The sequence below is a fragment of the Amycolatopsis sp. M39 genome (assembly GCF_001651785.1).
Lineage (GTDB): Bacteria > Actinomycetota > Actinomycetes > Mycobacteriales > Pseudonocardiaceae > Amycolatopsis > Amycolatopsis rubida.
Genome location: NZ_LWSF01000016.1, coordinates 187597 through 201935 on the forward strand (window position 1 = coordinate 187597; position 14339 = coordinate 201935).

General features: G+C 66.4%; 9 protein-coding genes and 2 pseudogenes. 6 read left to right on the forward strand and 5 right to left on the reverse strand.

All coding sequences use genetic code 11. The annotated features are described in order from the left end of the window. From A4R44_RS52635 to A4R44_RS28815, 3 genes and pseudogenes are all read right to left on the reverse strand, one after another. A pseudogene (locus A4R44_RS52635) lies at positions 1 to 574 on the reverse strand (IclR family transcriptional regulator); the annotation flags it as partial. Positions 575 to 732: 158 nt separating this feature from the next. Further along, positions 733 to 1545: a 3-hydroxybutyryl-CoA dehydrogenase gene (locus A4R44_RS28810; protein WP_067587835.1), complete on the reverse strand. Its 813-nt coding sequence runs from the start codon at positions 1543 to 1545 to the stop codon at positions 733 to 735. 34 nt (positions 1546 to 1579) lie between these two features. Then, positions 1580 to 3016: pseudogene (locus tag A4R44_RS28815) on the reverse strand (MFS transporter). Between the two features lie 299 nt (positions 3017 to 3315). Between A4R44_RS28815 and A4R44_RS28820 the strand changes: the two are divergent. The 6 genes from A4R44_RS28820 to A4R44_RS28845 all read left to right on the forward strand — a co-directional run bounded on the left by A4R44_RS28820 (position 3316) and on the right by A4R44_RS28845 (position 11033). Then, complete coding sequence (locus A4R44_RS28820; RefSeq protein ID WP_067587531.1) at positions 3316 to 3918, forward strand: nuclear transport factor 2 family protein; 603 nt, start codon at positions 3316 to 3318, stop codon at positions 3916 to 3918. A gap of 61 nt (positions 3919 to 3979) precedes the next feature. After that, entirely contained in the window at positions 3980 to 4816 is an 837-nt protein-coding gene (locus A4R44_RS28825) for an enoyl-CoA hydratase-related protein (RefSeq protein WP_067587534.1), read from the forward strand. Positions 4817 to 4901: 85 nt separating this feature from the next. Next, positions 4902 to 5696 carry an enoyl-CoA hydratase/isomerase family protein gene (locus tag A4R44_RS28830; protein WP_095213665.1) on the forward strand — a complete coding sequence of 265 codons (795 nt, stop codon included), beginning with the start codon at positions 4902 to 4904 and terminating at the stop codon, positions 5694 to 5696. A gap of 304 nt (positions 5697 to 6000) precedes the next feature. Beyond that, positions 6001 to 7944, forward strand: coding sequence for an NAD(P)/FAD-dependent oxidoreductase (locus A4R44_RS28835; protein ID WP_198545468.1), 1944 nt, complete (start codon positions 6001 to 6003; stop codon positions 7942 to 7944). Positions 7945 to 8153: 209 nt separating this feature from the next. Next, positions 8154 to 10229, forward strand: coding sequence for a CoA transferase (locus tag A4R44_RS28840; RefSeq protein WP_095213666.1), 2076 nt, complete (start codon positions 8154 to 8156; stop codon positions 10227 to 10229). Positions 10230 to 10235: 6 nt separating this feature from the next. Then, positions 10236 to 11033, forward strand: coding sequence for an enoyl-CoA hydratase/isomerase family protein (locus A4R44_RS28845; RefSeq protein WP_067587540.1), 798 nt, complete (start codon positions 10236 to 10238; stop codon positions 11031 to 11033). Positions 11034 to 11216: 183 nt separating this feature from the next. Here A4R44_RS28845 and A4R44_RS28850 read toward each other — a convergent pair whose 3' ends face one another. Further along, positions 11217 to 12485: an ABC transporter ATP-binding protein gene (locus A4R44_RS28850; protein ID WP_095213667.1), complete on the reverse strand. Its 1269-nt coding sequence runs from the start codon at positions 12483 to 12485 to the stop codon at positions 11217 to 11219. A gap of 10 nt (positions 12486 to 12495) precedes the next feature. Then, entirely contained in the window at positions 12496 to 14109 is a 1614-nt protein-coding gene (locus tag A4R44_RS28855) for an iron ABC transporter permease (protein WP_067587546.1), read from the reverse strand. Positions 14110 to 14339 lie beyond the last annotated feature (230 nt).

Genomic DNA, 14339 nt, shown 5'->3' on the forward strand with positions numbered 1-14339 from the left:
CAATTCCGCTCGTCCGGATCGTCTCGAGTTCGGCGAGGATCCGCCGTTGCGTGCTGGGTTCCTTGTGCTTTCTGCGCAAGTACGCGTCGCGCCGGGCGGAAGACATGAAGGCGAGGAAGACCTTGCCGTAGCTGCCGGGCCACATCGGACGGCGTTCGTGCAGCGGCGGGGAGGCGCGGACCAGTTGCGGGGACTCGACCTTGTCGATGTTGATGACGGATTCGCCGGCGAGAGTGGCGAGGATGGCGGTTTCCTGCCAGGCGTTGGCGAGCGTCTGCAGCGAGTGGTGCAGGGCGGCGGGAATGCGCTGGCCGCTGAGGGCGAGAAGGGACGTCGCCGGGCCTTGGTAGTAGCGGCCATGGCGCTCGCGGAGGTACCCGTTGGCTACGAGCCCCCGGACGAGTCCGTGCAGAGAGGATTTCGGGGCGCCGAGCATGTCGGGCAGGTCGGCGAGGCGCAGGCCGTTGGGCTCGCTGGCGATGACGACTTCGAGGATGGACATGACCCGGCTGACCGTGCGGTGCTCGATGCCGCCGGCGGAGGGGTTGTCTTTGTTCGGAGCCGTCGCGTTCATGGCTAATCCTTGGGCGGAGGGCCGCCGGTCCTGTGGTTGTCCGAGGACCGGCGTCGGGTTGTCCGAGAGTCTCGCACGAAACGGGGGAGATCCGGTTCCGGCCGGGCTCGTGTCGCCGATGCGCGAATCACGACGCCGTTCTGTCGAAGTCCCAGCTATCAGCGGTAACTGTAGAAGCCCTGCCCGTTTTTCCGGCCCAGCAGGCCCGCGTCGACCATGCGGACCAGCAGCGGAGGCGACGCGTACAGCGGCTCCTTGAACTCCTCGTACAGCGAATCGGCGATTGCCTTCGTAGTGTCCAAACCGATCAGGTCGGCCAATGCCAGCGGGCCCTGCGGATGAGCCGCGCCATGAACCAGGCCGCTGTCGATGTCGTCGCGGGTCGCGAACCCGGACTCGAGCATGCGGACGGCGGCGAGGATGAACGGGATGAGCAGGGAATTCACCACGAAGCCGGCGCGGTCCTTGCACAGGATCGGGCGTTTGCCGAGCGCGCCGCGGACGAATTCGTGGGCACGGCTGGTGGTTTCGCCTGCGGTGAGGAGGCTGGGGACGAGTTCGACCAGCGGGAGCACGGGAACCGGATTGAAGAAGTGGACGCCCAGCACTTGCTCCGGTCGGGTCGTCGCCGAGGCGAGCTTGACGATCGGGATGGCCGACGTGTTGGACGCGATGATCGCGTCGGGCAGCGCCAGGATTTTGTCCAGTTGGCGAAACAGTGCGACCTTCTCGTTCTCGTCCTCGACGATGGCTTCAATGACGATCTCGCGGTCGGACAGTTCATCGATCGCGTCCGTGACGCGGATTCGCCTCAGGGCAGCTTCGGCGTCGGGGATCCGGCCTTTGCGTTGCGCGCGGGCCAGCGAGGTGCGCAATCGCTCGCTACCGCTTTCGACGGCTGCGGGATGCGATTCGGCGACGACGACGTCGAGGCCGGCTCGGGCGCAGACCTCGGCGATTCCTGCTCCCATCAATCCGCATCCGACCACGCCGATTCGTTTCACTTCATGTCCTCTCGTCGGTTCGGGTTCCCTCGGGGGATGGGGTCAGCGCGGCGACGACGAAGGCGACGAGCGCCGCGATTGAGGCTGCGAGAAAAGAGACGGTGTACGCGGCGGCCGCCGGGAAGTCCTGGCCGCCGACATGAATGACCAGGGCTGTGCCGACCGCTGCGGCGACGGCAGTGATTGCCGAGGTCCCAAGCTGGCGCATCAGAGTGTTGACACTGTTGGCCGTCGCGGTCTCCGTTTCCGGAACGGCTTGCATGATCAGGAGAGGGAGAGCCGAGTAGGCCAGCGCGCCGCCGACAGCTCCGACGGTCGCCGTCGTGACCAGCAGCCACCGTGACGCGGGGAGCGTCGCAAACCCGGCGTTGCCGAACGCCAGCAGCGCAGCGCCGAGCAGGACGGTGGTACGTGGGCCGCGTGTGCGCGAGATCCGCGCGGAGACCGTCGAGAACGCCATCATGGCTCCGCCGATCGGAAGCAGGAGTACGCCGGCGGTCATCATGGAGGACCCGAACCCGTACCCAGTGGCGGTTGGCGCTTGCAGCACCTGCGTCGCCATCGCGAGGATCGCGAAGATGGAGAAGCCGAACAACACGGTCGCGACATTGGTCCACAGCACTGCCGGCTGCGCCGCGATTTTGAGATCGATCAAGGGCGACGGGTGGTGCCGTTCGTAACGGCTCCACGCGACGACGACGACGATTGTCACGCCGAGCAGGATCAGCACCGCAGGGCTCGACCAGCCCCATTCGCTTCCCTTCGAGATCGCGAGCAGCAGGCAGACCAGCGCGACAGCGATGCCGAGGGCACCGATCAGGTCGAAGCGCCCGCCGGTTCGCGTGCGGGACTCCGGCACGCCCCGGGGCAGTGCCCAGGCGAGGAGGAGCGCGCCGATCGCCACGGCGGCGAACAGCAGCCGCCAGCTGGCGTACTGCGCGACAAAGCCGGCCAGCGGCGGGCCAGCGGCGCCGCCGATCCCCAGAGACGAACTCATCAACCCGACGCCGCCGCCCACCTTCGCCGGTGGGAGGACATCGCGCATGAGGCTCATGCCCAGGGCGATCACGCCGAGCGACGCCCCTTACAGCGAGCGTGCGACGAGCAGGACCGCGAAGTTCGGCGCAGCTGCGGCCAGGACCGAACTGCCGAGGATCGATCGGATCGACCAGACCAGCATCCGGCGCTTGCCGTACATGTCGCCGAGCCGTCCGATCACGGGTGCGGACACCGCGCCCGCGACCAGGGTCGAGGTGAGCAGCCAGGTCGCCGACGACGGGCTGTCGGCGAGCAACGCCGGTACGTGAGGGACGAGCGGCACCATCATCGTCTGCAGGAGAGCGACCAGCAGGCCGCAACAGCAGCAGATCGAAATCGCGAGGGTCGGGTGGGACGTTTCGGCATCAGGGACGGCGGTTGCGGCCGGCGTCGGGCGCACGTGGACTGCTTCCTACTCGGTGGAGCACCGGTTGTCTTGCCTGCGGCGACACGGATGCGTCGTGTGGGCGGCAGGACGGCACGAGGGAGACTGTCTCATATTAGAAACGGTTGTACGTATTTGTAAATATCTGCCTAGTTCGCCTGTCCGGCTCGGAGCTTGACACTCAGGTCTCGTCAGGCTTACCGTATACGGTATTACGTACAAGCGATCGTGATGGTGTACGGACTGGTGTTGCCTCAGGGTTCGGCGCAGGGAAGGATCCGGGCTACCCGTTCCATCGCCGAGGAGAGCCGAAGATGACCGTATCGATGCCAGCTCCGATCGCGAGCGGCCCCGCGACAGTGGAGCAGATGCTCGCGCACGCGCAGATCTACAGCGTTCTCGTCGCGTACTGCCAGGGCGTCGACCGCCGCGATTGGGCGCACGTCCTCTCTTGCTACCACGACGACGCGCACGAGTCGCACGGGCAGTTCGTCGGAAACCCCGTCGACTTCGTCGAGTGGTTGAAGGCCAACCACGAGCACGTCACGTCGAGCATGCACGTCTTGTCGAACGTGTCGATCGGCATCGCCCCCGAGGACGAGCGTTTCGCTCGCGCCGAGAGCTATTGCCTGAGCCACAAAGAAGTAGCGGCGGCCAAGGACGACACCTTCTTTCACAAGACGGGCGATGATCAGCCGCTGCGGCGTACCGTCGCGTGCCGCTACATCGACACGTTCGAGAACCGCGACGGCATCGGCTGGCGCATTTTGAGCCGGAGCGTGGCCTTCGAATGGGTGCGACGGGAGCCAGGCGAGCTGTACTACCCCCTCGAACCCGAGATGGACAACGCCCGTCGCGATCGCACGGACCTGCTGTACGTGCCGCTCGCCGGTCCGCGCGGCACCGTCGCCCGCTGAACCTGTCCGGCTGCCGAAGGTGCCGCCGGACCTACTGACAGGCAAAGGAAGAGTGCAGCAGATGACTGAGCAAGACAGCCCGCTGGTGGTTCTGGAGGAGCTCTCGGACGGGGTGTGGCGGGCCACGATGAACTCTCCACGCGATCGCAACGCACTCTCCGGCGCGATGCGTCAGGCGATCATGGACGCGGCGGGCAAGGCGCGAACCGGCGGCGCGAAGGTTCTCATCGTGCGCGGCGACGGGCGGGCGTTCAGCTCCGGATACAAGCTCGATCCGGGAGTCATGCGGCCGGAAACGGTTGCCGAAGACCGGATCCGCCTGGTCGAGGTCGGCGACTTCCACCGTGCTTTCCGCGAGCAGCCGCTCATCACCATCGCTCAGGTCGAGGGCTACTGTCTGGCCGGCGGCACCGACTTCATGCTGGCCCATGACGTTTCCGTCGCGGCGGCCGACGCGTCGCTCGGGGTTCCCAACGTTCGCGGCGTCGGCATCACTCTTTTGCTGCCCGTGTGGTCTTGGCTTCTCGGCCCGCACCGGTCCAAGCTCCTCGCGTTGACCGGGGACACGATGACTGGTGCGGAAGCGGCGGAGTGGGGGTTCGTCTCCGCCGCCTCGCCCGCCAGCGAAATCGAGAAACGAGTCGTCGCTCTGGCAGAGCGGATGGCCCGGATGCCCGCGGAACTGCTGGCGATCACCAAGAACGCGCTCAACGTCGCGTGGGACTCGGCCGGATTCGGCGACACGGTCGTCCGTGCTTGCGAGCTCGACGCCCTCGCCCACGCCAGCCGGCCGGTTGTCGAGTGGTGGGACAAGGTCGAGAAGTCAGGTGTCCGGAGCGCGATCGCTGACCGGGACGCGCCGTTCGCCGACGGTCGCATCCTCGATTTGCTGTCCTAGCTTGAGCGGACAGCGCGGTTTCGCGTGGCGACGCACTGCTTGTGCTTGCTGATTCCGCTGTCCGGGTGCGCCTTGGAGGTAGCGTATGCGAGATGGTTTGGGCGAGGCCCTGGCTCAGAAGTCCGGAGTGCTGCTGGTCGAGGACCGCGTCGTGTCGTTGGGATCTGGTTGCGGGGAACGGGGTCCCGCGGTGGTGCGAACCCTCACCCTGCACCGGCCGGGCCGGCGCAACGCTCTCGACACCGCGCTCATCACCGAACTGATTCGCGCCCTTGAAGCGGCTGAACGAGACACGCGGGTGCGTGCCGTGGTCCTGGCCGGCGAGGGTCGCGTCTTCTGTGCGGGCGGAGATGTCAAGGAATTCGCGGACGCGCCGGATCCGCGGGACCGGATGGTGGGGCGGGCGCGGTTGCTGACGCGGTTGCTCACTTTGCTGCCTGCGATGACCACTCCGATCGTGGCCGCGGTCGTCGGCGCGGCAATCGGAGCCGGGGCCGCGCTCGCCCTCGCCGCAGACGTGATCGTCGCGGGCGACGACGTCGTAGTGGGGTATCCGGAAATCAAGGATTCGGTGGTCCCGGCAGGCGTGATGCCGAGCGCAATCCGTGCCCTCGGCCAGAAGCTGGCTTTCGAGATGCTCACCCAAGCTCGGCAACTCGACGCCAGCGAGCTGTCGGCCCTCCGGCTGGTGTCCCGGGTGGTCGCTCCCGGCGAGGCGATCCCTGCTGCGGTGGAGACGGCCGAGGTCTGGGCCCGGCTCGATCCTGCCGCGCTCATGGAGGCCAAGCGGCTGTTCTACCGGGTTTCCGAACTTCCGATCGAGGCGGGATTCCGGGCTGGCCTGGACGTCACTGCCGCGACCTGGCGGCCTCGCCGCTGATCGACGGCGCGAACTCTCGCGCGACCTGCGCTGTGGTTCGCCGGCTGCGGCGGCGAACCTGTCCCGTGACCGGCGACCGCCAGCAGGTTCCCGAGCCTGACCTGTCGACCGGAACTCATTGTGCCGCAATGGGTTCCGGTCACTTCTTTGTGCATGGCGACTGTGTCCGGCGAGACAGACAGGCATCGTTGACAGCAAGCAACGTACGAAATAACGTATAAGCGTTCACATTGACGTTCGCGTTCGGTTCGGTGGCCGCCGGTTGGGCGGCCCGGGCCTGGCATCACGGATAGGAGCTGACATCGTGGCTGAACCGGTCGCGGCGACCCGGAGCGCCAACTTCGAGTCCTCCCTGCGCGCCGCGCTCCCCGAGGCGAACATTCCGACGCTGCAGTTGCTGACAGTGCAGCTCACCGGCGACGAGCGCTGGATCAGCGCGCCGTACCTGCCGACCCGTCCCAAGGGCATTGACGACAACGACTCCGGCGGTCTCCCGGACGAGCGGCAGCAGGAGATCCGCGACGCCGCCTTCGACGCCATAGTCGCGTGGCGAGCGGGCCGGCCGATTGCGATCGAGCGGCCTTCGCCGGAGCAGGCGGTGCGGATGATGAGCGTGTCCATGGGGGAGCAGATCCCAGGGGACTACGGGCCGTTCATGTCCATGAAGCTCGATTCGTTCGGCGGACGCACCGAGAAGCCGGTGAAACACACTGTTCCGCAGGGTTTTTCGGTGCTGGTAATCGGTGCTGGCATGTCCGGCATCTGCGCCGCGGTCAAGCTTCGGGAAGCCGGCATCCCGTTTCGCATCGTCGAGAAGGGCGAGGACGTCGGCGGCGTCTGGCGGCAGAATCGCTACCCGGGCTGTGGCGTCGATACTCCCAGCTATCTCTACTCGTACTCATTCGCGAACGGCGACTGGGAGCACTACTTCGGGCTGAAGGACGAAGTCGAAGGCTACTTCCGATCCGTCGCGAAGGCTTTCGGGATCTACGAGCACACCACGTTCGGCGCGGAGGTCACCGGCACGCACTACGACGAGGGCAATCGCAGGTGGGTCACCGAACTTCAGTTCTCCGACGGCTCGACCGACACGCTCGTCTCCGACGTCGTCATTTCCGCCGTCGGCGTGTTCGGCACTCCCAAGTGGCCGGCCATCCCGGGCCGCGAGACGTTCCGCGGCACCCTCATGCACACGGCGATGTGGAACGAGAACGCCGACCTGGCCGGCAAACGCGTCGCCGTCATCGGCAACGGTGCCAGCGCGATGCAGCTGGTTCCCGCGATCGCCGACCAAGTGGGGTCGCTCACCGTCTTCCAGCGGTCCAAGCAATGGGCGGCACCGTTCGCGAAGCTGCACAAGCGCATTCCCGAATCGGTGCGTTTCCTGTTCTCGGAGGTGCCGCAGTACGAGTGGTGGTACCGGCTCCGCTTGAGCTGGATCTTCGACAGCAAGGTGTACGAGTCTCTCAAGGTCGACCCGGATTGGCCCGACCCCGATCGCTCTCTCAATGCGATCAACGACGGTCACCGGCGCTTCTTCACCCGCTACATCAAGAAGGAACTCGGCGACCGCCAAGACCTGGTTGACAAGGTGCTGCCGGACTACCCGCCCTACGGCAAGCGGATGCTGCTGGACAACGGCTGGTTCCGGACGCTCACCCGGTCGCACGTCGACCTTGTCGCTGAGCCGATCGACCGGATCGACGAGACCGGCATCGCGTTGAAGGACGGCACGCACCGCGAGTTCGACGTGATCGTGGTCGCGAGCGGCTTCGACGTGGCGCGGTTTCTCTCGCCGGTCAAGGTCTACGGCCGCGGCGGCACATCGATTCGCGACGCCTGGGACGACGACGATCCCCGCGCCTACCTCGGCACGGTTACGCCGGGCTTCCCGAACCTCTTCATGCTCTATGGGCCCAATACCGCGCTCGGGCACGGCGGCAGCTTCATCTTCATTGTCGAGTGCCAGGTCAATTACGTGCTTTCGGTACTGGACAAGATGTTCGAGACCGGCACGGCCGAGGTGGAATGCCGTCGGGACGTGTGCGACAAGTACAACGAAATCATGGAGGACATCCACAGCCGGATGATCTGGACCCATCCGGGGATGAGCACCTACTACCGGAACTCGCGGGGCCGCGTCGTCGCCAACAGCCCGTGGCGGACCACCGACTACTGGAAGCTCACGCGGGCGGCCGACTTGCGCGACTTCCACACCAAAAAGGACATTGCCCCGGCCGATGCTTGAGCGCCGGGAACCGGAAGCGCCGTGTTTCCGGACCTTGGCCAGTCAGCTTCGATGAGGTGGCGACAGCGGGTTCAGCAGTGGCCGAACCGTCACCTGTGTTTGTAATAACGTACGTACATCCGCTATCGTGTACGTCTTGCGGTGAAGCCCGATCGCGCAGAGCAGCGGTCGGCGAGCGGATTCCCTCGCAGGAAAGGAACGGATCAGGAATGAGTGCAGCGACACCCCTCGTATCCGAGACTCCCCGTGGTCGCGGAGCCGGGGCGGCGGACCTCGTCGCTCCCGAGATGCCGTGGCTGAACGGCATCAAGGTCAGCGTTCGCGGCACCTCGGCCGCGCTGGACGTGGCCCGGCGCGTCCTGGCTCAGCTCGGTGCTGAGGTGCGGGACGGAGTCGGCGCGGACGCAGATGTCGTTCTGGTAGACCGCATCGAGACTGCTGGCGGCATCGAGAGGGACGAAAATGCCACCGCCGCGGAGTACCTCGAACACGTCGAGAAGGTCAACAACGCAGTGTGGGTCACTGCGAGCGCGTACGGGCTCGGAACGGAGCGACAGGATGCTGTTGCCTCGGACCTGACTCTCTTGGCCGAGGGAGGGATCCTTGGCCACTCGCGCATCTCCGACGAGCTGGTGCCGACCGTGCCTCCCGGGAGGCTGGGGCTCAAGTTGGTCGGCTACGTGATGGCCGTCGCCGCCTTGCACGCGGTGCACGTGCGCCGCGAGACCGGCGACGCACTGCACGTCGACGTCTCGGCTCAGGGTGCGGTCATCGCCACCGGTCTCAGCCTGGAAATGGCGCATGCGTTGTCGGATTGCCCGGACGAGGGCGGCAGCGCCCGTTACGGCGCTCCGTCGGGCTTCTTCCCGTGCTCGGACGGTTTGATCTACGTGCTCGTCCTCGAGCAGCACCAATGGGAGGCGTTCCGCCGTGTGCTGGAGCCTGCCCTGGAGGCCGTGGAAACCCTGGTCGAGGCTCGGGACCAGGCGGACTTCGTGAACAGCAGGCTCGCGTCCTGGGCGTCGAGCCGGGCGGCGGAGGAATGCGAACGAATCCTGCAGAACGCGGGAGTGCCCTGTACCCAGATCAACACACTGGACACGCTGTCGCAGCGCGCGGCCAAGGCCGGCCGTCCGGTCGATCTGACCAGTCCGGACGCGCCGCCGTTGCCAGCGCAGGTCCGCAAGGTCGCTTCTGCGGAGCGAACTGGGCACCGCACTGCCGTTTCCCTGAGCGACCTGCGCGTGCTCGATGCCGGACACGTCTTGGCAGTTCCGTTGGGGGCCTCCTGGCTTGGCGCAATGGGCGCTTCAGTGACCAAACTCGAGGACCCGCAGCGGCTCGACATCTACCGCCGCCGCGGCCCGTTCGCCGCCGGTGTGGCCGGGCTGAACCGAAGCGCTTACTTCAACCAGCTCAACTCCTGCAAGACCTCGCTCGACATCGATCCGGGCCGGGACGGCACTGAGGTGGACCTCGAGGGCTTCGACGTCGTGCTGCACAACCTCACCCCTCGCCGCGCGAAAGTCGTCGGCGTCGACTCCGAACGGGTCCTGGCCGACGCGGCGGAGACCGGCCGCGCTGTGCTGGCGATCAGCTCCAGCGGTTTCGGCGGCACCGGCGACTGGGCCGGGTACCGGGCATACGGCCACAACATCCACGCATTCGCTGGCCTCGTGGCGGCCACCCGCGACGCGCGGGGGGAGATGGGCGACATGGGGACGCCCTGGGCCGATCCGTTGACCAGCGTGGCGCTCGCCGCCTGGGTGCTGGCCTGGTCGTTGGCGCCGGAGCGGGCATCCAGCTTCGGCGTCGACATCTCGATGGCCGAACTGACCGCGGCGCAGATCGCGGATCTCGGGTCAGCGGGGTCGGAGGTGACTTACCGGGCACCGGAAACCGGCGGCGACTTCTTTATCACCGCGCCTGGAGACCGGCGGCAGCTTGCAGTCAGCCTCCGCAGCGCGGAGGAGGTCGCCAGGTTCGAGCGCATTGCCGAAACGCGCCTCCCGCCGTTGCGCGCCCTGGGCCAGCTCGTCGAAGCAGACCTGGGCGGTGTCGACCTCGCCGTGCTGAGCGAGGACCTGCGCGGCAGCGGAATTCCTGCCTCGCTGGTGCACACCGCGCACGACCTGGCGGACGATCCGTTCGTTCGCGGCACCGGCCTCTACCAGACCGTCCGAAGCGAAGACCTCGGCGACCACGACGTGACCGGATTGCCCTGGCATTTCATCGGACAGCCGCGCGTGCGCATCGAGGCCGCGCCCGAGCGGCCGCACGGATAGGCGGCCATGAACCAGCGGAACGGCGGCGCGCCCACTCCGAAGGCGCTCTTGTCGGTCGACGAGCATCCGGACACCCACGTCGCTGTCGTGACATTCAGTCGCGGCCGCAACAACTATCTCGACCACGACCTCGTCGACCGCATCGCAGGCACGATCGAGAAGCTGCCGGAAAGGGGGGTTCGGGCGGTCGTCCTGCGTACGACCAGCCGCCACTTCTGCGGTGGAGCCGATTTCGCTCCCCGCTCGTCGGGGGCTCCGCCTCGCGGCAACATCGCGGGCGTCGTCCCGAGACTCTTCCGTCTGCCGATCCCAGTCGTCGCCGCGGTCGGCGGCGCGGCGGTCGGCGGAGGGCTGGGGCTGGCGCTCACGGCGGACTTCCGGGTCTGCACGCCGTCTTCGTATTTTCTGGCGAACTTCACCAGACTGGGCATCAACGAAGGCTTCGGCCTTTCGCTGTCCCTGCCACGTCTAATCGGTCCCCAGCGCGCGGCCGAGATGCTTTACACGGCCCGCCGCGTCAACGGCGAGGAAGCCGTCTGCTGGGGCCTTGGGGACCGTCTGGCTCAGCCCTCGGACCTGGACGAGGCGGCGTACGCATTGGCGGCTGATATCGCAGCTTCCGCTCCAGCTGCGGTAGCGGTCTCTCGTGCCGCTCTGCGCGCCGAGCTTACCTCGGGAATCGAGGACGCCCTGCGTGCGGAGATGGAACAACAGCGGAGATTGATGGAGTCCGAGGACTTTCGAGAGGGCGTGCGGGCCTGGGGCCAGCGACGTCCTCCGGTCTTCCGCGGTGCGGTGTCCTGACGCTGGCCTGCGGGCGAAGAACGTACCGATGGGAAGCGCAGGGCTCTATCGCGTCAGATGTGTCGACTGAAGAGGCCGGGAACGCGATAGTACGCGATCCCGGCCTCTTCAGTCGTTGTGCCACATGCACCAGCGGGCGGCTGCCGCACCAGGTGCGCGGCAGCCGCCCGCTGGTTTCGCGAACTACTGGCTGACGAGATTCTCGCCCTGGTACAACAGCGCCCTCGTCGCGGGGATGCTGACGTGGACTTCTTCTCCCGCGCTCAGCCCATCGGAGTCCGCGTGCTGCGCGTACCAGAGCCGCCCGCCGATGTCGACGACGTACTGGCGTCGTCCGCCGTCGCCGAGCACGATCTGCGCGATGGTGCCTTGGACGGTCAACTCTCCTAACGAGCGCGTGAAGTCAGGCGTTCCCCGATAAACGTGCGTGTCCCGGGCACGGACGAACAGTTCGAGCTGATCCGACGATTCGCGGAGCTTTGCGGTCAGCGCCCCGCTCCCTTCGACGATGCCCTGTTCGTGTTCCAGCTTGCCGCTTCGGTGAGACACCTTGACGCGGTTGCGGACGCCAAGGAAGTTCGCCGCGTAGGGTGACACCGGACGGCCGTACACCTCCTCGGGCGGCCCGATCTGCTCGATGCGCCCCTCGCGCATGAGCACGACCCGGTCGCCCATCTCGAGCGCCTCCTCCTGATCGTGAGTGATGTGCAGCCCGGTGTACCGGAGAGAGCGGTGCAGCCGCAGAAGTTCCGAGCGCAGCGAGACGCGGAGGAGGGCATCGAGGTTGCTCAGCGGTTCGTCGAGCAGAAGGAGTCCGGGCTGGTAAACAAGCGCTCGGGCGAGCGCGATTCGTTGTTGCTGACCGCCGCTCAGTTCGGCGGGGAGCCGTTTCGCGAGGTGCGCGCACTCCAGTGCTTCGAGCACTTCGCGGACCCGGGAGGCACGGTCCTCCTTCGCGACCCGCCGCCTCTTGAGGGGGTAAGCCACGTTCTTCTCCACCGACATGTGCGGCCAGAGCGCATAGTTCTGGAAGACCATGCCGATGTCGCGCTTGTGGATGCTGGTGTTCACCCCCCGGCCGGCGTCGCAGATCGTCTTGCCGGCCACGCTGATGGTGCCGGACGTCGGGCTTTCGAGCCCTGCGATGCAGCGAACCAGAGTGGACTTTCCGCAGCCGCTAGGGCCGAGGATGACGACGTACTCGCCGTCGTAGACGTTGAGGTCCAGGTCGCGGACCGCGTCTACCTGGCGGCCTTTTGCGGTGAACGACTTGCCGATTCCGTTGAGCGAAAGCCGGACGGGCCGGTCGGGCGTGGTCTCGTCCATGATTTCGGCTTCCTTCATCGGGAGCATGACGGCCCTGCCTTTCGGTGCCGGTCGGGGGATGGCTTTTCTGACGGAGCATTTTCGGGATCCGGGGTTTGCCGCACCGACGCCGTCGGCGGGCGGCATGCCGCGGTTGTCACAGGTTCTCCAGGGATGATCGACCGCCGAGGGAAAGGGTGAGCGTCAATACGATTGCGGTGATCGCAGTCATGATAAGTGCGAGCACCGCGATCTCGGGAACCTCGCCGCCCTGCTGAAGGCTGTACAGCAGGGTGCCTACTACCTGCTTCCCGGGTGCTTGGACCATCAGAGAGACCGCCACCTCGTTCACCAGCATGGAAAACGCGAGGGTGAACGCAGCGAGCATGCCTCGGAATGCGACCGGGAGGGCGATGCCGACAATCGTCCGGAACGGTCCCGATCCGCAGACCCGGGCAGCTTCGAACAAGGAGAACGGCACGCCGATCAAACTGGAGTACTGGGACCTCATCGAAAACGGCAGCGCCACGAAAATGTAGCCGATGACGTAGAGCGCGAGCGTGCCGTAGAGAGAGAACGGCGGCCTGATGAAGACGAACAGCACCACCATGCCGAGCAACGCACGGGGGATGGCCAGCGGGGCGATGAAGATGAAGTCCAACGCCCGTTTCACCGGGCCCGGTGCCCGGACGACGCCGCTGAGTGCCAAAGCTCCGACGAACCCGAGCGCGAGGACGATCAGGGCGGCGATCAACGACGACTCCAGTCCGTTGATGATGGACTGGGGCAGGAACGGATCGTCGAACGCCGTCGTGAAGTTCTCGGTGGAGAACGTGAGGTTGCCCAGGTCCCCGTTCCAGAACGGCGAAAACGCGACCAGTGCGATCGCTGCGATCGGCAGGCCGACGACAAGGATGCCGTAGCCGACCACAATGGTTCCGGCCGGCCAGGACCTCCTCTTGTCCACCCCGCGGCCGGTGCTGGTGGTGATGTACTTCCGCTGATCGCCGACCACGGATCGCTGCACCAGGATGGCGACGATGCCGAAGACCAGAAGGGGCAGGCCCAGCGCGGCAGTGAGCGGATAGTCGATGGGGTACTGCTCGCGAAGCCGGAAGATTTCGGTCGTGATGACCTCGATGTTTCCGCGCACGCCAAGGAAGAGCGGTGCGGTGAACTGTCCGAGCTGGATCAAGAACGTAACGACGAGTCCGCCGACCAAGGAAGGCCGGAGAAGAGGGAAGGTGATCGTCCAGAACGTGCGGGTCGGCGAGGCTCCGGAGACTCTCGCTGCACCTTCGACGGATCCGTTGATCTCGCGAAGGCGGGCGTGCACGAACGCGAAGATGATGGCGGAGACCTCCAGCGAGGTCACGAACAGGATTCCGGCCGTCGAGTAGATGTTGATCGGGCCCGAATCACCCTGGAGGAAGGGAAGTTTTCGGAGCAGGACGTTCGCGTAGCCCACTTTCGGGTCAAGGATGAAGATCCAGCCGTACACGAACGCGACTGGCGGGATGACGAGGGGCAACAAGGGAATGACGGAAGCCACTCCTCGCAGCCGGGCCGGCACCCGCGTCGCGACGACGGCCAGGAAGACGGCGATCACTGCGCCGATCGCGGTGCCGCCGATCGCCAGCAAGACCGTAGTCCAGAGAATTTTTCCCAGATCGGGGATCCGGCCCAGGCGGGTCAGCCCGGAGCCGCCGTCGGAGAAAGCGCGGGCGAAGAAAATGACCACCGGAACGGCGATGGCGGCACCGAGCAGCACCGCATATGCGACCCAAGTGCCGGAGATTCCTAACTTCGTCCCTCGGGACCGGGTCCGTTGCGGTTTGACGGGGGGATCCTCGTCAGTTCGATGTTCCATGACGGTTGACACATCGCACCTCTGTTGCGGCAACCTGGTGGAGGTCGCCCGGGTTGGTAGGGGCGGCACTGGGGCCTAGCAAGGAGTTCCGCTGCCGTTCGTCGTGGTCGCTTTGCGGTGAGGGCGGACCC

Coding starts and splice junctions, on each gene's coding strand:
- A4R44_RS28825 (WP_067587534.1), top strand. CDS start 3,980: ATGACTGAGCAAGACAGCCCGCTGGTGGTTCTGGAGGAGCTCTCGGAC.
- A4R44_RS28840 (WP_095213666.1), top strand. CDS start 8,154: ATGAGTGCAGCGACACCCCTCGTATCCGAGACTCCCCGTGGTCGCGGA.
- A4R44_RS28820 (WP_067587531.1), top strand. CDS start 3,316: ATGACCGTATCGATGCCAGCTCCGATCGCGAGCGGCCCCGCGACAGTG.
- A4R44_RS28845 (WP_067587540.1), top strand. CDS start 10,236: ATGAACCAGCGGAACGGCGGCGCGCCCACTCCGAAGGCGCTCTTGTCG.
- A4R44_RS28830 (WP_095213665.1), top strand. CDS start 4,902: ATGCGAGATGGTTTGGGCGAGGCCCTGGCTCAGAAGTCCGGAGTGCTG.
- A4R44_RS28810 (WP_067587835.1), bottom strand. CDS start 1,545: ATGGGAGCAGGAATCGCCGAGGTCTGCGCCCGAGCCGGCCTCGACGTC.
- A4R44_RS28850 (WP_095213667.1), bottom strand. CDS start 12,485: ATGCCGCCCGCCGACGGCGTCGGTGCGGCAAACCCCGGATCCCGAAAA.